This is a genomic window from Corynebacterium sp. HMSC036D02 (assembly GCF_001836165.1).
GTDB lineage: Bacteria > Actinomycetota > Actinomycetes > Mycobacteriales > Mycobacteriaceae > Corynebacterium.
The window spans coordinates 92,106-114,040 of record NZ_KV827691.1; the positions used below are offsets into that span (position 1 = coordinate 92,106).

16 protein-coding genes are annotated in these 21,935 nt (G+C 64.7%); 6 read left to right on the forward strand and 10 right to left on the reverse strand.

All coding sequences use genetic code 11. The features are described from left to right. Window positions 1-10: 10 nt before the first annotated feature. From HMPREF2743_RS08625 to HMPREF2743_RS08640, 4 genes are all read right to left on the reverse strand, one after another. A complete protein-coding gene (locus HMPREF2743_RS08625) occupies window positions 11-772 on the reverse strand; it encodes an ABC transporter ATP-binding protein (protein WP_070561408.1) in 762 nt (253 codons plus the stop codon). Then, entirely contained in the window at window positions 763-1,878 is a 1,116-nt protein-coding gene (locus tag HMPREF2743_RS08630) for a FecCD family ABC transporter permease (RefSeq protein ID WP_154762459.1), read from the reverse strand. Before HMPREF2743_RS08630 ends, HMPREF2743_RS08625 begins: the two co-directional genes overlap by 10 nt. Window positions 1,879-1,880: 2 nt before the next feature. Further along, window positions 1,881-3,029 carry an ABC transporter substrate-binding protein gene (locus HMPREF2743_RS08635; RefSeq protein WP_070561410.1) on the reverse strand — a complete coding sequence of 383 codons (1,149 nt, stop codon included), beginning with the start codon at window positions 3,027-3,029 and terminating at the stop codon, window positions 1,881-1,883. A 268-nt stretch (window positions 3,030-3,297) separates the two neighbouring features. Further along, window positions 3,298-3,576, reverse strand: a complete 279-nt coding sequence (locus HMPREF2743_RS08640) for a DUF3618 domain-containing protein (RefSeq protein WP_010191207.1) — start codon at window positions 3,574-3,576, stop codon at window positions 3,298-3,300. Window positions 3,577-3,773: 197 nt separating this feature from the next. On the opposite strand from HMPREF2743_RS08640, the gene bcp reads away from it, so the two are divergent. Together bcp and HMPREF2743_RS08650 are read left to right on the forward strand one after the other, a co-directional pair. Further along, the gene (gene bcp, locus HMPREF2743_RS08645; protein ID WP_070745015.1) at window positions 3,774-4,244 is read left to right on the forward strand and encodes a thioredoxin-dependent thiol peroxidase; all 471 of its coding nucleotides are present in this window, start codon (window positions 3,774-3,776) and stop codon (window positions 4,242-4,244) included. Window positions 4,245-4,247: 3 nt separating this feature from the next. Beyond that, window positions 4,248-4,886, forward strand: a complete 639-nt coding sequence (locus HMPREF2743_RS08650; protein ID WP_070818586.1) for a TetR family transcriptional regulator — start codon at window positions 4,248-4,250, stop codon at window positions 4,884-4,886. Between the two features lie 35 nt (window positions 4,887-4,921). On the opposite strand, the gene HMPREF2743_RS08655 is transcribed toward HMPREF2743_RS08650, so the two are convergent. From HMPREF2743_RS08655 to HMPREF2743_RS12770, 6 genes are all read right to left on the reverse strand, one after another. After that, window positions 4,922-5,344 carry a holo-ACP synthase AcpS gene (locus HMPREF2743_RS08655; RefSeq protein ID WP_070818587.1) on the reverse strand — a complete coding sequence of 141 codons (423 nt, stop codon included), beginning with the start codon at window positions 5,342-5,344 and terminating at the stop codon, window positions 4,922-4,924. 30 nt (window positions 5,345-5,374) lie between these two features. Further along, the gene (locus HMPREF2743_RS08660; protein ID WP_070744994.1) at window positions 5,375-6,127 is read right to left on the reverse strand and encodes an ATP-binding cassette domain-containing protein; all 753 of its coding nucleotides are present in this window, start codon (window positions 6,125-6,127) and stop codon (window positions 5,375-5,377) included. 2 nt (window positions 6,128-6,129) lie between these two features. After that, window positions 6,130-7,188, reverse strand: coding sequence for an ABC transporter permease (locus HMPREF2743_RS08665; RefSeq protein WP_070818588.1), 1,059 nt, complete (start codon window positions 7,186-7,188; stop codon window positions 6,130-6,132). Continuing rightward, on the reverse strand, window positions 7,185-8,180 hold the full coding sequence (locus HMPREF2743_RS08670) for a substrate-binding domain-containing protein (RefSeq protein ID WP_070818589.1): 996 nt from the start codon (window positions 8,178-8,180) through the stop codon (window positions 7,185-7,187). The genes HMPREF2743_RS08665 and HMPREF2743_RS08670 overlap by 4 nt, the downstream gene beginning before the upstream one ends. A 97-nt stretch (window positions 8,181-8,277) precedes the next feature. Further along, on the reverse strand, window positions 8,278-17,211 hold the full coding sequence (locus HMPREF2743_RS08675; RefSeq protein WP_070818590.1) for a type I polyketide synthase: 8,934 nt from the start codon (window positions 17,209-17,211) through the stop codon (window positions 8,278-8,280). 5 nt (window positions 17,212-17,216) lie between these two features. Next, complete coding sequence (locus tag HMPREF2743_RS12770; protein ID WP_168167319.1) at window positions 17,217-17,387, reverse strand: hypothetical protein; 171 nt, start codon at window positions 17,385-17,387, stop codon at window positions 17,217-17,219. A gap of 37 nt (window positions 17,388-17,424) precedes the next feature. Between HMPREF2743_RS12770 and HMPREF2743_RS08680 the strand changes: the two genes are divergently transcribed. The 4 genes from HMPREF2743_RS08680 to HMPREF2743_RS08695 all read left to right on the forward strand — a co-directional run. Beyond that, window positions 17,425-18,207, forward strand: a complete 783-nt coding sequence (locus HMPREF2743_RS08680) for an HNH endonuclease family protein (protein ID WP_070818591.1) — start codon at window positions 17,425-17,427, stop codon at window positions 18,205-18,207. Window positions 18,208-18,577: 370 nt separating this feature from the next. Continuing rightward, window positions 18,578-19,561, forward strand: coding sequence for an ABC transporter permease (locus tag HMPREF2743_RS08685; RefSeq protein WP_070525329.1), 984 nt, complete (start codon window positions 18,578-18,580; stop codon window positions 19,559-19,561). Beyond that, window positions 19,562-20,647: an ABC transporter permease gene (locus tag HMPREF2743_RS08690; RefSeq protein WP_070525326.1), complete on the forward strand. Its 1,086-nt coding sequence runs from the start codon at window positions 19,562-19,564 to the stop codon at window positions 20,645-20,647. It abuts the gene before it with no gap. After that, window positions 20,644-21,935, forward strand: a 1,292-nt coding sequence (locus HMPREF2743_RS08695; RefSeq protein ID WP_070818592.1) for an ABC transporter ATP-binding protein, incomplete at its 3' end; no start/stop codon positions are given. The genes HMPREF2743_RS08690 and HMPREF2743_RS08695, both read left to right, overlap by 4 nt.

Consider the following 21,935-nt stretch of genomic DNA (forward strand, 5'->3'; position numbering starts at 1 on the left):
CGGCCCGAGTCTAACTAACCTCCCGCAGCGCCACGACGGGTTGCCCGCGGTGGTCCAGCACATCCGTCTCTACGCCGTAGACCTCGCGCAAGAGTTCCTCCGTGAGCACCTCCCCCGGCGCGCCATGGGCGCGGGCCTTGCCACCGTGGAGCACGACGAGCTGGTCGCACATCCGAGCCGCCAGGTTGATGTCATGAATCGCCACCAACGCGAGGCTGCCTTCCTCCCGAGCTTTTGCCCGCACGCGACCCAAGACGAAGAGCTGGCGGTTGAGATCGAGGGCGGAGGTGGGTTCGTCGAGAAGCATGAGCCCAGGGGTCCCCACCAGCATCTGCGCCACGGCGACGAGCTGGCGTTGGCCGCCGGAGAGCTCGTTGAGGTAGCGCTGCGCAATGTCGTCGAGCCCCATGGAGTGCAGGACCTCGGCGGTGCGGGTGATTGGGTCCTCGCACGCTTCGCGTCGCGCCGCAATCAGCACCGCCTCAAACGCGCGCAGCGCCGCGGTGTGCGGCAGGCCCTGCGGCACATAGCCGATGAGCTGGCGGCGCCGCTGTCCGCGCGGGCTCTGGCCGTCGACGCGAAAGTCCACCGTGCCGCCCCGCGCGCGGTGCACGCCGGCGAGCGACTTAATGGTGGTGGTCTTGCCGGACGCGTTCGGCCCCAGCAGCCCCACGACCTGCCCGCCGCGCAGGGTGGGAAGGCTCAGCCCGTCTACCACCGTGCGCGAACCATAACCGGCGGTCAGATCGGAGATGGTGAGTTCTACGTCCACAATGCCCTCCTCCGGGTCATGACGATGGCGATGAAGAATGGCACGCCTAATAGAGAGGTGACGATGCCGATGGGGATGGCCAGCCCGGGCTTAATCAGGAGGCTGAGCGCGTGGGCGGCGCACATCACCGCCGCGCCCGCGGCCATGGAGGCCGGTACGAAATAGCGCTGGTCCTCACCCACCAACATGCGCGCGATGTGCGGGCCCACCAGGCCGATAAAACCGATGATGCCGGCGAAAGCCACGGTGGTGGCCGCGACGAGCGAGACCACGACGAGAACAATCACGCGTAGGCGGGAGGTGTTGATACCGAGGGCGGTGGCGCGGGCGTCACCAAGCCGCAGCGCCGTTAGCCGCCACGACAGCGCTCCCAGGATGGGCAACGCCACCGCAAGCACGCCGGCCAGCACGGCGTTGGCCTGCCAGCTAGCGCGGGTGAGCGAACCCATGGACCAGAAAACGATCTGTTGGAGAGCCTCGCTGGAAGAGCGGTATTGAATGAGCGCCAGCATGGCCTGGAAGAAGAAGACGAGGCCGATGCCGAGCAGCACCATCGTCTCGGACTTCGCACCGCGAATAACGGCGGCAACGACGATGATGGCTGTGGCCAGCGCCGCCGACAGCCACGCGATGAGTGCGAGGTTGAACTGCGGTTGGGCCAGAAGCTGCCAACGCAACACGATGGCGCTGGCTCCGCCGAAGGCAGCCGCCGCGGAGATGCCGAGGGTAAAGGGCTCCGCCAGCGGATTATCCAGGATGGTCTGCATCTGCGCGCCAGCCAGTGACAGGCTGGCGCCGATAAGCAGCGCCATGACGGCCATAGGCAGGCGCAGGCTCCACAGGACTGTACGCGTTTGCTTGTCGACGCCTCCCGGATCCACCATCCCCCGCAGCACCTGCCCCGGGGTGAGGTCGATGGCGCCAACGATCACACTAAGAACGAATGCGGCGAGCGCTACGACGATAAGCCCAGCGACGATGGCGATGCGGCGGCGGGTCACGCGGGAGTGCTCGCGTGCGAGGGCCTCCACGGGAAGCACCGCGGTTTCTGCGTGCGTGGTCCGTTCAGGGCTTGCCGAGCGCGCGGTTGAGGTGAGAATGCTCATGACTAGTTGGTGCTGAAGAAGGTTCCGTCGCCGGGGACGGGCGAGTATTTCTCTTGGGCTTCGGCCCATTCTTTCTGAACGTTGACGTCTGCGTAGTCCTCTGGGTGGAGCCACGCGGCGATCTGAAGGAGTGCCAGGTAGTTGAAGGGCGAGTTGTAGAACTGGTGCCACAGGCCGTGGAGGTTGTGCTCCTTGACGGCAGAAAGATCCTCAAAACCAGGTTGGACGCCGGCCAGCGAAGCGGCGCTCTCGTGGGCATCCTTTTCGCTGATGCCATAGCCGGCGGCAGCGAAGCCGGTGTGGCCCTTTGCGTTATCCACTTTGGCGGACCAGTCGCCGCCGGTGGCAATGATCATGTCGGGATTGGCGTCGATGACCTTCTCCGGGGTCAGCGCGCCGGACTCACCCTCGATGATGCCGTCTGCCACGTTCTTTCCACCGGCGACGTTGACCAGCTCAGAAATGTTGGAGTCATTCCACGAGCCGCAACAGTCGGAGACACCCGCTGCGCGCCACACGAAGGTGGAGGGCTTGTCCTGCGCTTTCGTGGCGCGCTCGGTTACCAGATCCACGTTCTTTTGCCAGTCCGCGATGAACTCCTCCGCGCGGTCCTCGTGGCCGAAGATATCGGCGAAGATTTCCATGGTGGGAATGGTGTTCTCCAAGGGCTTGGCGCGGAAGTCCGTGACGGCATAGGTCAGGCCGGCCTGATCCAGCTTGTCGGTGAGCCCAGCGGTCTGGGAGGCCTCGTACTGATCCTTGGAGAGCACGATGAGGTCCGGGTCGAGGCTGATGAGCTCCTCCACAGTGACATCACCCTTGGTGAAGCCGCCGATTTCCGGCAGCTCGTTGACTTTGGGCGTGGTCTTTTCCAACTCGCGGTAGTAGTCGGGCACATTCTGCTTCAGGTCCGATCCGATGGCCACGACCTTGTCCAGCGGGTCTTCCTTGTTGAGGATGCCGGTGGCAAAGACGCTGCGGCCTTCTCCCAGGATGACGCGTTCCGGCGCGTGGTCCAGCTCCACCTGGCGGCCGGCAAGGTCTGTGAAACTCACAGCGGCAGTCCCCTGCGCTCCCGTGGCCTGCTCGCTGCCGGCATCGGCATTGTCGGAGGCACAGCCCGCCAGCGCGCTGGCCAGCGCCGCCACCATGGCGCACGCCCCTACTACTCGCCCGGCGCGCGGACGGGATGCCTGGCCTGCAGGCGTCGATACGTGAAGCACGATTTCTCCTTCAAACTTTGGTCTTATGGTCTGTTCGGAGGTTCATACTACACAGACAGGTAAGGCTACCCAAAGCCTGCATAGGGTAGGCAATGCTTCCAGTAACGCATACGGAGCACAAAAATGCCCCACCCCGGGGTATTTCCCAAGGCAGGGCCTCTAGGTATGCAGTCGCGCCCAACGGCGCTAACCGGCTCTAGCGACGCTCAGCGAGCAGGCGCTGCAGTTCCTTGATATCGGACTTGCGGCGCTTGGAGCGGAAAACGGAGAAAGCGATAAGGCCTACGACGGCTGCACCAACGCCGGCGAGCGCCATCTGCACATTGCGCTCCTGCAGCTTCTGGGTTGCCGCGCCCTTAGCGTCCTCGACGAAGTTCTGCGGCTTGCTGCGATCAGCCAGCTCATCCAAGGTGCTAGCCAGCTGACGGCGGGTGCGCTCGATGTCGCGCTGGATATCATCAATGTTGCGTGCCACGTGAATCTCCTGAATTTGGCTTCGTTCGGTGTTGCTGCGGTTAGTGTCTTTCTAACCGTTGTGGTTCTAACGTCGACATTCTACATTGACCACCAGCTCCCCTGCAGAGTTGGCCATGCTTTTTCTCACCCATGCTGCACCGAGCAGACTTAGATTCGCGAAAGAGCCCCGTGGTCGAGCACGGTAAGGTAGACAGCATGACTGAAGCACAACGACTATCCGTAGGAGACAAGGCTCCCGCTTTTTCCTTGAGCGATGATGCCGGCAACACCGTAAGTCTGAGTGACTATGCTGGCCAGCGCGTCGTGGTTTATTTCTACCCGCGCGCCAACACCCCTGGCTGCACGAAGGAGGCCTGTGACTTCCGCGATAGCTTGGAGCAGCTCAACGGCATGAACATCGCCGTGGTAGGCATCTCCCCCGATAAGCCCGAGGCCTTGGCGAAATTCCGCGAGGACCACGAGCTGAACTTCCCGCTGCTGTCTGACCCCGACAAGGAGGTCATGACGGCTTATGCTGCTTTCGGCGAGAAGAAAAACTACGGCAAGGTAGTCCAAGGCGTTATCCGCTCCACGTTCCTCATCGAGGAAGACGGCACCATTGGTCAAGCCATGTACAACGTCAAGGCCACCGGCCACGTTGCCCGCGTGCTCAAGGGGCTCAACTAAACCGTGGAATCTAGCTCGAAGTCACCGGAGATTCTGGTCCCGAGGCGTCGCCCAGCGCAGGCGCGTAGCCGGGCCAAGTATGACCGGATTTTGTCCTGCGCGCGGGAGGCGCTCGTGGACTATGGCTTCGAGTCTTTTACTTTCGACGAAGTCTCGCGCCGCGCGGAAGTGCCGATTGGCACGCTCTACCAGTATTTTGCAAATAAGTACGTGCTGATCTGCGAGCTCGACCGCCAAGACACCGCGGAGATGTTGGCTGAGGTTGAGCGCTTTTCCCAGCGCGTTCCGGCCCTGCAATGGCCGGACTTCCTCGAAGAATTCATCGACCGCATGGCTCGTGTTTGGCGCAACGACCCCTCGCGCCGCGCGGTGTGGCATGCCGTGCAGTCCACACCCGCGACCCGCGCCACGGCTGCCGACACGGAGCTCAGCCTGCTCAAACCCATCGCAGAAATCATCGAGCCGCTTGCCCAAGGCTTGGACGCTCACGCCCGCGTGGAAATTGCGGCCTTCCTCGTCCACACCGTGGTTTCCCTGCTCAACTACAGCACCATGCGCTCCGAGGAGAGCTTTGATGGCGTGGTGGAAGAGATTAAGCGCATGCTCATCGCTTACCTCTTCGCCATTGCCACGAGCGCCTAGCCACACCCAGCGAAGCCAGGTGCACCCAGGCGTGTTTAGCGCGAAAGGTACACAAGGGCGGTGGCGTAGTCACCATCGTGGCTAATGGACAGCGCCGTGGAAAACTCCCCCAGGGATTCCCGCGTGAGGCGGGCAATCTCACCACGCAACTCGAGTGCTACGCGCCCCCATGCATCCGGGCGGACCTCAATCTCCGCCCAGTCCACGGCTTCCTCTGCCATAACCGGCGGGTGCCCGTAAAGCGCTTGCGACCACGCCTTGATGAAGGCCTCCTTGGCCGCCCAGCGCCCCGCCAGGTGCTGCGCGCGGGCAGCACCGCTCAGCCCCCGGGCCTGCGCCACGCGCAATTCGGAAGCGCTAAAGACCCGCGCGAAGCGCGTGCCGGGAAGCTCCAGCTGCTGGGCAAAGGACGGGATATGCACTAGGTCGGTGCCCACGCTCACGCCGCTTTTTGTCATGCAAGCCAGCTTAGTTGCGCCAACCGTGGTCTAACGCGCCAGCTCCTGCTTGAGCTCCTCCAGCTCGTCACCGCCGGCCATCCACTGGGTCAGCTCCGGCAACGTGACCTCCTCCTTGGAGGCGTCCAGCGACATCTGCCCCACCGTGAGCACGATGAAGTGATCGCCCACGAGGTAGGCGTGCTGCGGGTTGTGCGTAATGAACACCACGCCCATGCCGCGTTCGCGGGCGGCATCGATAAAGCGCAGCACCATGCCTGATTGCTTCACACCGAGCGCGGCGGTCGGCTCGTCCAAGATGATGTAGCGCGCGCCGAAGTAGATGGCGCGAGCAATGGCGACTACTTGGCGCTGGCCGCCGGAGAGGGCCGAGAGTTCCACGGAGACGTCGCCAAGCTCAATGCCCATCTCGGACAGCTGCTCGTGCGTAATCCGCTTCATCTCTTCCTCACGCAAGCTCCCCAGCGCCCCAGTGAGCTCTTGGCCCAGGAAGAAGTTGCGCCACACCGACAACGAGGGCACCAGCGCCAAGTCCTGGTACACGGTGGCAATACCCGCGTCGAGGGAATCGCGGGGGCTGGCGAAGTTCACCTCTTCCCCATCGACGGTGATGGTGCCGCCGGTGGGCTGGTTGAGGCCGGCGAGGATCTTGATCAGCGTGGACTTGCCCGCGCCGTTATCACCCAGCACGCAGGTCACCGCGCCCTCTTTCACAGAGAGGTTGATGCCGCGCAGGGCGTGGAAGTTGCCGAAGGTTTGGGAAATATCGTGCAGCTCAATCATGGTTATCGCTTCCTCGTAAAGTTGGCCACCGAGGTGTTCGTCAGCACGGCAAAGAGCAGCATGGCGCCGAGGAAGAACTTGAACCAGTCGGGGTTCCAGCCGGCGTACACGATGCCCTGGTTGGTCATGCCGAAGATGAGCGCGCCGATGGCTGTGCCCACTGCGGTGCCGCGCCCGCCGGTCATGGAACAGCCGCCGATAACCGCGGCGATGATGTAGAGGAACTCGTTGCCAATGCCCTGGCCGGCCTGGATGGAGTCGAAGGCAAAGAGGGTGTGCATGCCCACGAACCACGCCGCGAAGCCGACGAGCATGAACAGCGCCACCTTGACGCGGCGCACGGGAACGCCGACGGCGCGGGCGGCTTCATCGTCGCCGCCCACGGCGAAGATCCAGTTTCCCCAGCGCGTCTTGTACAGCACCCACGAGGCAATGGCGACGAAGAGGATCCACCAGATGACGGTGGCGCGGATGCTCAAGCCACCGATGTGGATGGTGCCGGCAAAAATGACGCGGGCCGAGCTGAATCCTTCCATGTCAGCGATGGTCGGGGTGGCCACCTGGCCGGTCACCAGCTTGGTAATCGCCAGGTTAAGGCCCTGCAGCATGAGGAAAGCCGCCAGCGTAATAAGGAAGGAGTCGATCTTTGTGCGCACCACAAGGAAGCCGTTGAGCGCGCCGATGGCCAGGGCGGTCAACAAGGATAGGCCCACGCCCACCCACGAGTTGAGGTGGAAGTTGTAGTTGAGCATGGTGGCCACAAGCGCCGCGGACGTCACCGCCACACCGGAGGACAAATCAAACTCATTACCAATCATGAGCAGGCCCACCGCCAAGGCCACGATGCCCAGCGTAGAGCTGGCGTAGAGCACCGTGGAGAAGGCCTCCACCGAGCGGAAGGCGGGCGCCACGATCATGAAGAGGACGAAGATAACCACCGCGCCGAGCAAGCTGGCCAGCTCCGGGCGGCGGATGAGGCGCGCGAAGCCGCTGCGGCGGGTCAGGCGGGTATCGGAAGGGCTGGATAGCGACTCGTCGGATGCAGTCGTGGCTTCACTCATCGCAGGCCTTCCTTAGCGGATTCGGAGATGATGTCCACGTTGGTGGAATCCACGAAGGAGGGGCCGGTATAAACCGGGCGGCCGCCGCCCATGGTGGATCCGTTGCGGTGCGCCAACCACAGCGCGTCGACGGCGAGGTAGCCCTGCATATAGGGCTGCTGGTCGACGGCCCACTGGATCCGCTTATCCGCGATGGCTCCGACAAGCTCGGCGTTGGTGTCGAAGGTGGAGACCTTGGCCTTGGAGGAGGCGTCGGCAACCACGTCGGCGGAGCGCATAGCCACGGAGGCCTGCAGCGCCATCACCCAGTCGATGGAAGGATCCTGGCTCAGCTTCGCGTTAATGGTGGACTGCGCGGCGGTCAGATCCTTACCGTTGACGTACAGGAGCTCAACCTTGCCGTTGTCCAGCCCCTTCTTCACGCCGGCGCAGCGCGACTCCTGCGAAGAGTTGCCTTGCTCGTGGATAACGCACAAGACGTGCTTGGCGCCCTCATCCTTGAGGCGCTCGCCGGCCTTAGTGCCGGCCACCTTTTCCTCTTGGCCGAAGAAGGCGCTCATTCCATACTTCTGGTAATCATCCATGCCGGCGTTAAGCCCCACGGTGGGGATGCCGGCATCGGAGGCTTTCTTAGCCACAGGCCCAATCGCACCAGAGTTGGGCATGGTCACGGCGATGCCATCCACGCCGGAGTCGATGGCGGACTGCACCAGGTTTGCCTGGTTGGGTGCTTCCGGGTCGGAGGAGTAGCGCAGCTCGATATTGTCCTTGCGGGCGGCATCCTCCGCGCCCTTACGCACGAGGTCCCAGTAGGTATCCCCCGGCGCGCCGTGGGAGATCATGGCGACGACAAGGCGCTCGGTGTCGACGCCACCGGCTAGCTCGCCGTCAGCGTCGGGGCGGGGCGCGCCACCGGTGGCCGAGCATGCAGTAAGCACGGCGGCGGCAGCGACCGAGATGAGACCTAGCAGTGGTTTCTTAGCATTTTTCACCCTTGCATGGTGCCCCAGGTTGGGGGACTTCTCCAACCCGCCTGACCTGCTTCTTTATCGTTCCAGTGGGCCCACGCTGGGGATACTCCAGCGTCTGCTACCCCCGTTGAGCCGTGCTTCCTCCCTCCGGATCCAGGGTGCCTCCGCGCAAGCGCGCGGACTCGCTCAGCAGCACTGCAGCCTCGCGTTCAGCTACCTCGGCGGCTGTGCCCGCCCCCAGGTTGCGGTTCACCGGCCGCTCGTACAAGGCGGGCCCGCCGCGCATGGCCTTTTCCAGGCGCCGCAAGCCGCGCCACTCGCGCTCGGCGGCGGCTGAGCGCCATGCTTCGGCCTCGGCCTCACCCCGCTCACGAACCAGCGCGGCATAAAACGCACCGGGGTGGACCAACGCGATGAGGGCGGAAACATGCCCGAAGCCCAGGGAGGTCACCAGGCCCGCCTTCGGCGAGGTGCGGCGAAGGTCCAGCGGCTGACGCAGCCACACCAGGTGCGGATGACGGCTCAGCACGGGGTCAACGCAATCAAGCGAACGGTTCGGCGGGAGAACCCCGCTACGCAACACCTGAGTCAGACCGACGAGTTGGAAGGCGGCGGCACCGCCCTTGGCGTGCCCGGTCAGGCTCTTCTGCGAAACCACATACAGCGGGTTGCCGGGGCTGCGGCCGAGTGCGGTGGCGATGCGCTCGTGCAGGTCCGATTCGTTGGGGTCGTTGGCGTTGGTGGACGTATCGTGCTTCGACACCACCGCGATATCGTCCGCGCCCACGCCGAGGGCCTTTAGCGAGTGGGCCAGGCGGGAGTCCTGCCCACCCCGCGCCGCCGAGAGCGCGCCCATGCCCGGCGCGGGGATGGAGGTGTGCGCGCCGTCGGCGAAGGACTCGGCAAAGCCCACCACGCCAAGCACCGGCAACCCCATCTCGGCCGCGAAGGATCCCCGCGCAAGCAGGATGGTTCCGCCGCCTTCGGATTCCACGAAGCCGCCGCGGCGGCGGTCGTTGGCGCGGGAAAAGAAGCGATGCTCAATCCCCTTCGCCGCCATCTCCGCGCTATCGGCCGTGGCCGCCATGTCCCCGAACCCGGTAATCCCCTCAATCGACAGGGCATCGATACCGCCGGCCACGACGAAGTCCGCCTTGTGCAGGCGCAGCTTGTCGGCACCCTCCTCCACCGACACCGCCGCCGTGGCACAGGCTGCCACCGGGTGCACCATCTGGCCATAGCCGCCGACATAGGACTGCATGACGTGAGCGGCAATGACGTTGGGCAGCGCTTCCTGGAGGATGTCATTGGGCCGCGGCTGGGCCAAGAGCTTATCGACGTACAGCGAGCGCAGCGCCTCCTGGCCTGCCATACCGGTTCCCTGGGTGGAGCTCACGCGCGCCGGGTGGACATGGGCTAAAAGCTCGGCCGGGCTAAAGCCTGCGGAAAGGAAGGCATCCACGGTGCACACCAGGTTCCACAGAGCGAGGCGATCGAGGTTATCCACCATGTCCGCCGGAATACCGTAGACCTGCGGGTCGAAGCCCTGCGGTATCTGGCCGCCCACAAAGCGAGTCATGGCCACGCGCCGCGATACCCGCACTGCGGAGCCGGCGGGCCGGGTGACCTGCCATTCGACCTCACCGTTCGGATCAGTAACACGGCGCAGCGTAGCGCCTTCGCAGCTATCAACGAAGCTGCGCGCCGTCTCTTCGTCCTGCACGGTGAAGCTCAGCGGCTTCTCCAAGTAGATGGTGGTCAGCTCGGGCGCGAGGTTATCCACCATGGGCAGGTGCGGGCCGAAGTCATCGTGGAAGCGACGCACACCGATTCCGGCGAGGACCTCGTCGTGGAAGCGCGCGTAGACGTCTTCCTCGGCTATCTCTTCTCCTTCGGCCGTCAGCCATCCGGCTGTGTGCTCATCCCACCTGATGAGTCCGCGGCTCCAGGCCAGCTCCAGCACTCCGGCAGCGGACAGCTCTCCGCCGACCTCCACCTCATAGCGGGTACGCGAGGAGCCCAGCGGGCCCAGCTCGCCGGCCCCGACGATGACCACCATGTCCTCGAGGGACTGCGTTACCCCGCTGAAGTCTGGGCTGGTCCACTCCATAGGCCTCAGCACGTTCGGCAGGGCCTTTACTGTTCGCGGAGCCTTTCCTTCGCGCACACTACCGGCTGCGCGCGATGCATCGGCGGTCTCGGGCTGCGCTGCACTGGCAAGTGCGGCAAGGTCCAGCTCAACCTCGGCCAACCCGCCGGTGAGGTCGACGTTCAGCGGCGCCTGTGCTGCTTCGGCGCGGATGTGGGGGGAAGCGGTGGCGTCGATAAGCTGCACCGCCATCTCCTTCGCCGAGAAGGTCTGCACGCCGCGGGCCTCCACCTGCGCAACCAACGGATCGTTGCCGCCCATCAGCCCGGTGCCGCGCACCCACCCGATGTGGGCATGCACCAGCGAGGTGCGCGCGCCCCAACTGGATTGCTCGGAAGACCAGCGGTTAACCAAGGCATCGAGGGCCGCCTTGGCCTCGCCGTAGGCACCATCGCCGCCGAAGCGCCCGCGGTTGGGCGAGCCCGGCAGCACCACGTGCAGCCGGTGACCCACGTGGGTATCCGCGCCCACGGCGGAGAGCGACGCAATGAGCTTCTCCACAGACCACAGCAGCAGGCGCATCTGGGACTCCGCCCCTGCCCCGGCATCCGCAAGGGTGCCCGCCACGCGCGGCGCGGCGAAGGGGAAGAGCAGATCCGGCACATAGGCAGGCTTTAGTTGTACGGACTCACCACCCACGGTGGCGGTGCGCTCCGTAGCAATCCATTCCACGAGCGCATCCACGTCCGCGAAGGAATTGAGGTTCGCAGGCACGACCCACAGCGCTGCCGCGCCGACGGCCCGGTTGCGGTAGAGCTCCTTATAAAACTCCAGACGTTCGTAGCCCAGCTGGGAGGTCGTCGCAATCACGGTTGCGCCCTCCGCGAGCAGCTCGCCGATGAGCTCGGCGGCAATCGAACCGGGAGAGCCACCCGTCACCACCGCCACCTGGTCGGCGAAGAGCAACCCATCGGCCGGGGTGCGGGCATCGCGGGCCAGATCCTCATAGCCGAAGTGCTCGGCTATGAGCGCAACCTCCTCGCCGGCGCCCAACACGTCCAGCTCAGGCTCTGCTTCCCCGGCAGCCGCCACGCGGGCGATGTCCTCGCGGGCGCTGGCCCAGTGGTCGTCGAAAAGCACTGCCTTCCGCGCATCAAAAACGGGGGCGACGCGCTGCTGCCAGTCCGGGCCCAGCTCCGCGGCAACGAGTTGCTCCAGCTCCGTGTGCGCTGCGCTGTCCCCCTGCTCAGTCGGGGCCTCCTCACGGCCGAGGGCGGCGAGTGCCGCGCGGGCGGAGTCCTCCAGTGCCGCCTCGAGGCGCTCGGTATAGGCGCGCACCGCTTCTGGGTCCACGGTCTCGGTCGGCGTGGCCAAAGCTTGCTTCTGCAGCGAGACTCCTTCGCGCTCGCCGGCCGCGCGCACGGCGGCATCGATCAATTCATCGAGCTCAGCCACCGATGCCGCGCCGGTCATGGGCAAGCTAGCCAAATCCCCGCCGCGCAGCGACGAGCCCGCGCGCGTGCCCAGGACCATCTGCACAGTCGCGCGATCGACCCAGCCCGGCCCCAATCCCCAGGTACTGCTCACGCGCTCGGCCACGTAGCTCGGCTTCTTGCCCGCGGGCCCGGTAAGCCGGTTGAGAGCCTGCGCGACCTGCTCTCTGAGGACCTCCCCAAACGTTGTGTAGCCCGGCGCGCGCTGCGCCACGCTCTCCGCCAGCTGTGGGATGGGGGTATCCGCAGCATTCTCGATGGCGCTGATACCGAACTCCACGCCGAGGTCAACGAGCAACTGGTTGCGGCGCGAGGACACGCCTTCCACGAGGGTTTCGATGGAATCAGTCGCGGCCATCTGATCGGGGCGGACCTTCGTCCACAACGCAATAAGCATCTCGAGGGCCTGGTGCACGCTCAGAGGGAGGTCCTCGATGGCGGCTGAGGTCTCCTCGCGCGGGGCGTGCACGGAATCTTCCTGGTGTGTGCTCTCGGTTGGCTGCCTCGACTCAGATTCTGCCGGTTCCGCTTCCGTGGTATCCGGCTGCCCAGCCACCTGCGCTGCTGGCCCGGGCGCCGGCTCGGCGTCTTCGGCAAAGACACGCCCGCGGTCGCGCTCGTAATTCAGCACCTCGATATCGGTACTGCCCGCATACTGGGGCAGGCGCAGGGTTTGGCCCAGCATGTTGGTCAGCGTGGGCGCGGTGCCAACGCCAACCTCGATGAAACGCTCCACGCCGAGCTGACCAAGGAGCAGGTCCTGGGTCTCAATCCAGCGCACCGGGGAAGCAAACTGCCAGGCCAAAAGCTCGATGAGCAGGGTTCGACCAAGACGCGCCGGGCTCGCCATGGCACCATCGAAGTCCGCCAGGATCTCCGCGATAGGCTCCGAGTCCACCACTTCTGCGATGGACTCCACGAACTCGCGGCTCAGCGCGAAGGGCCGCGCCACGAGGTTAGGAATATAGCGCCCCACCAGCGCGTCGAGGTTAATCTCTTCAGGGATGAGCGCATCGAGGTGCGCGCGGAAATCCGCCACACCGCCCACCAAGCGGGAGGAATGGAAGGGCACGTCAATCCCCGGGATGGGGATGACGGCACGTTGCCCGGGGGCGCGCCGCTCGGCGTCGCTCGCCAGCGCATCCAGGCCTGTCTTCGTCCCGGCGACCGCGTATTGGCGCCCGGCGATATTGTGGTTGACCACCTCAAGGAACTCGCCTGTCTCCGCAGCGACACGGGCAACATGGGCAAAGGCCTCGCTCGCGCTCATCCCCATCTTGTTCGGGCGCAGCGCCGCCAAACCATAGAGGGACTGGCCAGCGGAATCGCGCTCGACCAAACGGTGCATGGTCAGGCCGCGAACATAAACGATGTCCAGCACCGCCTCCAAGGACAGGACCTCGGCATAGGCGGCCAGGGCGTTGTACTCGCCCACCGAGTGGCCAGCGAAGAAGGCATCGGAATCGAGCACCCCGTCTTCCCGGAGCGCTGCAATCTGTGCGCATCCGAGCGTCGCCATGGCCACCTGCGTGAACTGCGTCAGATACAGCACGCCGTCCGGGTGGGTGAAGGTCTCACCAGCCACCACCACTGTGTCAGGGTTGTGGCGGACGATCTCCAGGATGGAAAAGCGCAAGCTCTGCCGCGTGTGCTCGTCCGCCCGCTCCCACACGGCGCGCGCCGCTGCGGACTCCGCATAGTCCTTCATCCCCATCCCCGGGGATTGGATGCCCTGGCCGGGGAAGGCATAGAAGGTGGTGGGGCTGCTCATCGTCGCTCGCGCCTGCAGCACCGGCACGCCCTGGCTGGTGGCGGTCACGCTGCGGATCTCGCCGTAGCCGCGCCGCTTGTCGACGCCCACCCGTTCCACCTCGAACTCCACCTCACTGCCCGGCAGCACGGGGGCAAGCCAGGTAGCGGACCACTCGAGGACGCGGGCACCGTCGAAGGCCGCGGCCGCCTGCGCGAGCGCTGAGGTCCACATGCCGTGGACGATGGGGCCTTCACGATGTCCCGCCAATGCCGCCGCGTTCGATGACAGGTGGATGGGGTTCCTATCCCCCGTGACCACGGCGAAAGGGCGCAAGGATTCCGGTGCCACAGCGCTAGTGCGGTGGCGGAAGGAGCGCGGTGTCTCACGGACCGATGACTCTACTGTCTCTGCCCCGCTTTCTTGTGCACCATAAGTTGCGGCGTCCACGGTCTCGAGCGCGGCGTCACCGCAGCGCCCGGTGATGAGGAAGCGCTCGTGCAACTGCGCGAATTCATGTTCTTCTCCGCGCACGGCTGCAGTCACGCCGACAGAAACGTCGACTACGCGCCCCGACGGCGTATCGCGTACCTCCTCCAACTCAGCGGTGTAGCGCAGGTCCAAAGGCGCAGCGCCCGGCGCAGCGCTGGCGCGAAGCAGCTCCCAGGTCTCTGGCTTGAGGCTCAGCGCGTGCTCGAGGTGGACCAGGTCGAGAAAGCCCTCCACTACCGGCTCCCCGGACGCCGCATGGGCGCTGGCCAGCACGGCGAAGGTGGCCGGCCAGGCGGGGCCGACGAGGACATCGGGCGAGACAGTAGCGCTCATCTCCCTGCTCGTCACCGTGCTGTAGTGGGCGATGTCGGTGGTGCTGAGGTGAGCGCTGACCGTCGCCGCAGTCCCAGAGCCTGCGTTTGGTAGGTCACCGCCGAGGGCCTGGCGCAGCAGCTCCCGCATGGCGGTCTCGGCATCCTCGACCTTAACGAGTGGTGAGGCACCAGGAATGCTCGGCGGAGTGATGCGAACACGCATCGACGCATCGGAGTGGAAAGGAACGGTCAACCACATGGCTTCCTCGCCCGCGGCTTCCAGCTCGGCGCCCTCAAGGCCAAAGCTCAGCGGGTTGGGCTGTTCGCGCCCGGCCCAATTCAGCCCCGGGGCGCGGCGGATGAGCTCTTCAGTGCTGAAAGCGGGCTCGCCAGTGTCATCGTCAGTCCCGTCGAGAAGCGCAAGCGCCGCCTGCTCAAATCGGGCAAGCACCTGCGCCACCGGCTCGTTGGCCTGCTCGATTCCCTCAACGGCCGCCGTGCCAGGGATGATGCAGACCTCATCGGCCTCGTAGTGCTCATCGTGTGCCTGCCACAAGGTGTCGCGGCGCCAGCGGCGGCGTACGTCAGCATCGATGACCGGCACAAAGTTTGCGGGTTTGCCGGGACCATCCACGAGTTGAATGAACCACGCGGCGTCGGTTGGGTGCAGCGCGGCGTCACCGTAGAATTCGGTTAGCTGATTAATTGCCTCAGCCGGGTTCTCGCGATCAACCTCAACGCGCAGCTCGATCTCGCCGTGATCGGCCGGGTGAAGGCGGGCTTCGGCGCGAGCCACCATGCTCGTAAATCGCCTCAACCAGGATTCGTCAACCCAGCCGTCCAGGTAGGACAGCTCGAGGTAGCGCTGCAGCCACTCGGAATAGGACATCTCATCGAGGTCCCCGAAGTAGGGCTTGCACGTGCGCCCGATGGCCTCAATGATTTCCGCGCGGCGCGCCTCCACGGCCGTGGCATCGCCGGCCACCGCATCCAGCAGGCGCCCGGCGCGGGCGAAAGAGTTGTCCAGCTCATGGATGTCCGCGCCCAGGTCCGAGCGGCCCGACACAACGTCCCCGCTGTGCGCGGCGACGAGAGCATGCTTCACCGACTCGGATGCGGTGGACTCCTTCGCCGCCATGGCGGCGGTGCCCACCATGATGGCATCGACGGGGGCCGCCGGCAGACCGTAGCTCTGTGCCCACGTGCCCAGCAGGTACGCTACACCGCGCGCCGGGGTACCGATTCCCCCGCCAACAGCGAGGAGGACATTGTCGCGCTCACGGATCCGCGCGTAGGTAGCAACAAGGACCTCATCGAGGCCTTCTAGGGAATGGTGGCCACCGGCCGCGCTACCTTCCAGCTGCATGATGACGGTGGTCTCGGGGAGAGCATCGGCGATACGGAGCACCTCCTCCACCTGCGCCGAAGTCCCCGGCTTGAAAGCGACCCACGGGATGTTCGCGGCGTGGAGCTTCTCCACCAGCTCTACCGCCTCCTCCACAGGCGGAATGCCAGCGGAAATCACTACTCCGTTGATGGGTGCTCCTGCGGCACGCGCTCGCAGAATCGAATTCGGCCCCTCGATCTGGCGGCGCCACTGGAAAGCCGCAAGGTACAGCGCATTGAACTGGGCATTAACCCCGGGCTGCAGGAGTCGGCGCAGGATGTGCAGGTTCTCCTTAAAGATGACATCGGTGTGCTGTCCCCCGCCGGCCAGCTCCGCCCAGTGCCCAGCATTAGCGGCCGCGGCGACGATGGCCGGATCAACCGTGGTGGGGGTCATCCCGGGGAGCATGACCGGTGAGTAACCGGTGGCCTGCGTAAAGGCAGTCGCCAGACGCCCGTCTGCCACGCGCGGTGCCCACTCGGACCACGCGCGGGGCAGAACGGGTGCGCGGCCTGGCTCCACGAGCTGGGCCAGCCCTTCCGGTGCAGCGACGGCCAGCGTGCCCACTCCGCGCCCGGCAACGAGATCCCGAGTCAGCGGCTCCACCCCGCGGGCGGGCCCGATTTCCAAAATCCAACGCGCCCCGGCCTGAAGCGCTGTGTCAATGCGCTCGGGCCAGTCCACGTAGTCCGTGAGCACTGCGCGCGCGAGCTGCGCGGTGATTTCTGGGTCCAAGCCGATTCGCCCGGCCCAGCTTTCCACCTGTTCCACCGCGTGCTTCATGGTGGGATGGTGGAACGCGGCTGAAACCTCAAGGTCGGTGACAACGACGGCGGCTGGCTCCCCTTCCCGATCTTCCTTGAGGTCCGAGCTCTCTTGCAGCGCGGCCTTCACCCGGGAAAGTTCAGCCGGGGTTCCGACGATGACGAAGCGCCCCCGCCCATTGTCGAGCCCAATGTGTGCTCCGGCGTCGAGTAGTTGCTGCTTCGTCGCGCCGGTCACCGCCGCCATGGGCGCGCCCTGCGGGGTACGGACCAGCCCAGCGCTGCGCGCGGTAGTCGTCATGGCTGCACCGATAAGGCGCGCCAGCGCCAGAGCTGCAGCCGGACTTATACGTCCTTCCACCACCGCCGCGGCAAGCACGCCCTGGGAATGTCCGATGCTGGTGACGGCATCCTCGAGTTCTATTCCCTGCGCACGCAGTGATTCGAGGACCGCTAGCTGCGCGGTGAGGATGCCGGGGGTGGAAAGCGAGGCGTCGGCAAGCGCGTGCGCCCACGCCGGCTCCTCGTCTGCCCAGACCAATGGCGCAAACCCGCGCGGTGTGGAAGGAAGGAGTTCCTCTTCCAGCGGAGCAAGGAGTTCCTCGGCCTCGGCAAGGTACTCCGCTATGTGTGGCCGCACGCCGGTGGCGAGGGCATCGCGCAACGTCGGCAGCCAGGCATAGCCCTGGCCGGAGAAAGACAGCGCGAAAGGCTCGGAGCCCAAGCGCGCGGACAAAGGCACTGAGACGTGAAAATCAGACACCTACGCTACTCCCCCAAGGTGCGGGCGACGAGCTGCGCGGCCTCATCGAGAGAAGACTGCGATGTCGGCTCAGGCGTATCACAAAAGACCTGGCAGGCGTGGTCCGGGACAACCTCGGCGGAGCGCGTCAGACCGCGTTCAGCGAGGTACTCGTCAAAGAACATATCGATACTCATACCGTGTGCCGATTCTACCCACTAGGATCAATACGTCATGGCCACTCGTACCCCGTTCTTCATCGCCGCGCTGCTCAACGCCGTGGTAGCTGTGCTCGTGGCGATCGGCCTGCTCCTTCCCTCTCCGTCCACTCCCCCAGCGGCGGGGCCGAGTTCTTCCACAACGACAGCGGAGCCCGCGCAAGAGTTCCCCGCAGAAGAACACTCCGACGAAGCCACGCCCGCGCCAGACATTGCGCCGGGCATAGCCGAAGCACTCGCCGCCCTAGATTCCCTGGAGGTCAAAGGCCGCGCTCCCATGACCGGCTATGAGCGTGAGGAATTCGGCCAGGCTTGGTCCGATGATGTCACGGTGGAGTTCGGCCACAACGGCTGCGATACACGCAACGATATCCTCCGCAGAGACTTGGACCCGGAGAGCCTCGTGCTCAAGGAGGGAACTCACGACTGCGTGGCGCTCGCCGGCACCTTGCATGATCCCTATTCGGGCCAGGACATTGAGTTTCAGCGCGGGGCGCAGACATCACGTGCGGTACAGATTGATCACGTTGTGCCGCTTGCCGACGCCTGGCAGAAAGGCGCCCAGCAATGGTCACCAGAAAAGCGCCGCGACTTTGCTAATGATCCCCGCAACCTCCTTGCCGTCGATGGCCCCCTCAACCAGCAAAAAGGCGCTGGCGATGCCGCCACGTGGCTGCCGCCCAACAAAGGATTTCGCTGTGAATACTCTCGCCGCATCGTAGAGGTGAAGGCGGCCTATGAAATCTGGGTCACGGCAGCGGAGAAGGATGCGCTCCGTCAGCTACTGAATGCTTGCTGAAGATTTTTACCCCCTTTAGGTGCCCCGATCCCCTTCCCGGCACCCCCGAATTTATGCGCATAATATTCACTCGCGCCTAAACGGCCGTGCATAGTTTTCTGCTTCGTGAACCCTGGGGTGCACTGCGCCAACATTCCTCCCAGCCGGGAATTTCTATAGACCTATTAATATGTAATTGATGCAACCTGAACTCACATAAGGGTCACCCCCTCAGGAATCTAAAACGATAAATCTTTCCCTCCCACCTCACAATTCTTTTAATATGTGACACAGCGCCTAGCCTGAGGTCTAGGTCACATGGACGCCGTGAGTTCTCGCTGGCCGCCATCACTCCCAATCCTGCCGAGACGACCCCTGCGAAGGAATAGTGATGTTCAAGTACATCATCAAGAAGACCGCCAGCTGGCTGGTAGTCATCTTCCTCGCGACTAATATCGCGTACCTCCTGGCCGCAACCTTCCTTGATCCCCGATCAAATTATGTCGGCCGCAACCCACCGCTCGAGCCGGAAGAAATCGGCCGAATTCTCACTCCACTTGGTCTCAACCCTGAGACCCCGCTTATTGAGCGCTGGTGGGGATGGCTGTCCAACATCATCTTCCACTGGGACTGGGGTACCTCCCCTCTTGGAGATCCGGTCAGCGCACAAATCGCGCACCGCGCGCTCGTCTCGGCACAGCTGCTGCTCGTGGCCACGATTCTCTCCGTCATCATCGGTGTCGCCCTCGGCGTCTACACCGCCTCCCGCCAGTACAGGGCAGCGGACCGCTTCTGGCAGGGAGTCTCCATCATCACGATGAACACGCACGTCGTCGTGGCCTCCATCTTGGTCGTCGCCGGTGGTCTGTGGATCAACCGCGTCACCGGCCACCGCGTGGTCTACGTAACGGGTGCCTCCAGCCTCGGCGTCGAAGGCTTCTTCCCCAAGCTGCTGGATATGGCGCAGCACCTCATCTTGCCGTCCATCTCGCTCATCATCATCAGCTACGCCGGCTACCACATGATGCAGCGCACCTTGCTGCTGGATAACCTGAACGCCGATTATGTGCGCACCGCCCGCGCCAAGGGCCTGACCCGTGCACAGGCTATTCGCAAGCACGCCCTGCGCACCTCCATCATCCCGGTGGCAACCTCCGTGGCCTTCTCCGTTCCCGGAATCTTTACCGGCGCCATCATGACGGAAACCATCTTCGCGTGGAAGGGAATGGGCCAGTACTTCATCGAAACCATCAGCCGCAACGACGTCAACGGCACCACCGCCGTCGCCGCCTTCGGTGCCGTCATGATTGCCTTCTCCGCAATCCTGGCTGACCTCGTCGTCGTCGCCCTCGATCCGCGAGTAAGGGTGAGCTAAATGTCTCCAGAAAAGAAATCCACGTCGCCACGCTCAGAAGCCCGCCACACCGAGCGCCACCGCCGCAACGACCTCGCCATCGACACCGCCGCGGACAACCTCGGCGTGCGCCCGCATGCCGCCACTGCGGACTTTTCACCGCAGACCGAACCCAGCGCACAATCCGCACTCGGCTCCGGCGTCGACGTCGATGACGCACAGCGCAAGCAATTCTCCAGCAGCGATTTCCGCGGCACCTCCAAGCTCAAGCTGTACGTTCGCCGCTTCTTCCGCAACAAGGCAGCTGCCGTCGGACTCGTCATCTTCGTGCTACTCGCGCTGCTCTCCATCTTCGGCAGCTACCTCACCCCGTGGTCCTTCGACGAGCCGGACTTCTTCAACCTGTCCACCGGGCCTTCCCCGGAGCACTGGTTCGGAACCACGGACTCCGGAAACGATCTCTTTGCGCAGACCGTCCACGGCTTGGGCCGCTCACTGATCATTGCGCTCATCGTCTCGCTGGCTTCTACCCTGATCTCCGCCTTCATCGGCGCGGCCGCGGCCATGTACGGCGGTGCGGTGGAAAAGCTCATCCTGGCAGTCATTCACTTCCTGCTGGCTATCCCGACCTTCCTGCTCATCGCCCTGGTGGTTTCTGATTCCGGCGGTGACTGGAAGCTGCTTATCGTGGTGCTCATCGTCTTCGGCTGGATGTACCCGGCGCGCGTCATCTGGGCCATGGCGCTGAGTGTGCGCGAGAACGACTACGTCCGCGCCGCGGACTACATGGGAGTCTCGCGCCTGCGCACCATCTTCCGCCACGTGGTGCCCAACATCGGCTCGCTGCTCATCATCCAAGCTGCTCTGGGCGTGGTGTCCACCATCATGTCGGAGACCGCGCTGTCCTTCCTGGGCTTGGGCGTGAAGCTTCCCGACGTCTCCCTGGGCACCCTCCTGGCCGGCGGCGCCAACGCCGTCGAGGCCTCGCCCTGGCTCTTCTACTTCCCCGCAGGCATCCTCACGCTGCTGACCGTCTCCATGGCGTTCATCGCCGACGGCCTGCGCGATGCCATTGACCCCAACTCGAACTCCGGAGGCCGAGCATGACCCCGCAGAATACTGCACACACCGCCAACGCCGACCCGGCCAGCCGCGCCACCGACCCCACTGCATCCACCGAGCCGGTGCTGTCCGTGCGCAACCTCACCGTCACCTTCCCCTCGGAGGCCGGCTCCGTCCACGCGGTGCGTGGCGTCGACTTCGACCTCATGCCGGGGCGCACCCTGGCGATTGTGGGCGAGTCCGGCTCCGGTAAGTCCGTGACATCTTTGGCCGTCATGGGCCTGCTGCCGGACTACGCCAAGGTAGAAGGCTCCGTGGTCTATGCCGGCACCGAGCTCATTGGCAAATCGGATAAGGAGATGTCGAAGATCCGCGGCAAGGATATCGCCATGATCTTCCAGGATCCTCTCTCCTCCCTGACCCCGGTGTTCTCCATCGGCGACCAGCTCATCGAGGCCATCCAAACCCACCGCGATGTCTCCAAAAAGGAGGCAGAGAAGGAAGCAGTACGCCTGCTCGAGCTCGTCGGCATTCCGGAAGCGGACAAGCGCGTGAAGTCATTCCCGCACGAATTCTCCGGCGGTATGCGCCAGCGCGTGGTCATCGCCATCGCCATGGCCAACAACCCGCGCGTCATCATCGCCGACGAGCCCACCACCGCGCTCGACGTCACCATCCAGGCCCAAATCCTGGAGGTCCTCAAGGTAGCCCAGCGCGAAACGGGCGCCGCAGTCATCATGATTACCCACGACATGGGTGTGGTCGCCGGCACCGCCGACGACGTCCTGGTCATGTACGCCGGGCGCCCGGTGGAGCTCGGTGATGTCGACACCATCTTCAACAACCCCAAGATGCCCTATACCGTGGGTCTTCTCGGGTCGACGCCGCGCGTGGACAAGGCCACCGACGAACCACTGACCCCCATCGTGGGTACCCCGCCACAGCTTATCGACGTCGCCGCCGAATGCCCCTTCGCGGACCGCTGCCCGGTGGTGAAGGATGAGTGCCGAACCTTGGAACCGGAGCTGCGCGCGCTTGACGACGTCCCCGGACACTTCGCCTCCTGCCTGCGCTCCGACGAGATCAAGGACGGCACCATCGGTGGCGAGCGCATGTACCCGTTGCCGAAGATTTCCGCCGATACCCTGGGCGATACTCCCTACGAGCAGCGGCCGGTCACCCTGGAGGTCAAGAACCTGGTCAAGGACTTCCCGCTCATCAAGGGAGCGATTCTCAAGCGCCGCGTCGGCACAGTACACGCGGTCAAAAACGTCAGCTTCGACGTGCACCAAGGCGAGTGCTTCGCCATCGTGGGCGAGTCCGGCTCCGGCAA

Excerpts from the sequence above, each read along its gene's own strand:
- HMPREF2743_RS08665 (WP_070818588.1), bottom strand. The coding sequence starts at position 7,188 with ATGAGTGAAGCCACGACTGCATCCGACGAGTCGCTATCCAGCCCTTCC.
- HMPREF2743_RS08685 (WP_070525329.1), top strand. The coding sequence starts at position 18,578 with ATGTTCAAGTACATCATCAAGAAGACCGCCAGCTGGCTGGTAGTCATC.
- HMPREF2743_RS12770 (WP_168167319.1), bottom strand. The coding sequence starts at position 17,387 with ATGAGTATCGATATGTTCTTTGACGAGTACCTCGCTGAACGCGGTCTG.
- bcp (WP_070745015.1), top strand. The coding sequence starts at position 3,774 with ATGACTGAAGCACAACGACTATCCGTAGGAGACAAGGCTCCCGCTTTT.
- HMPREF2743_RS08655 (WP_070818587.1), bottom strand. The coding sequence starts at position 5,344 with ATGACAAAAAGCGGCGTGAGCGTGGGCACCGACCTAGTGCATATCCCG.
- HMPREF2743_RS08635 (WP_070561410.1), bottom strand. The coding sequence starts at position 3,029 with ATGGTGGCGGCGCTGGCCAGCGCGCTGGCGGGCTGTGCCTCCGACAAT.
- HMPREF2743_RS08630 (WP_154762459.1), bottom strand. The coding sequence starts at position 1,878 with ATGAGCATTCTCACCTCAACCGCGCGCTCGGCAAGCCCTGAACGGACC.
- HMPREF2743_RS08680 (WP_070818591.1), top strand. The coding sequence starts at position 17,425 with ATGGCCACTCGTACCCCGTTCTTCATCGCCGCGCTGCTCAACGCCGTG.
- HMPREF2743_RS08690 (WP_070525326.1), top strand. The coding sequence starts at position 19,562 with ATGTCTCCAGAAAAGAAATCCACGTCGCCACGCTCAGAAGCCCGCCAC.
- HMPREF2743_RS08660 (WP_070744994.1), bottom strand. The coding sequence starts at position 6,127 with ATGATTGAGCTGCACGATATTTCCCAAACCTTCGGCAACTTCCACGCC.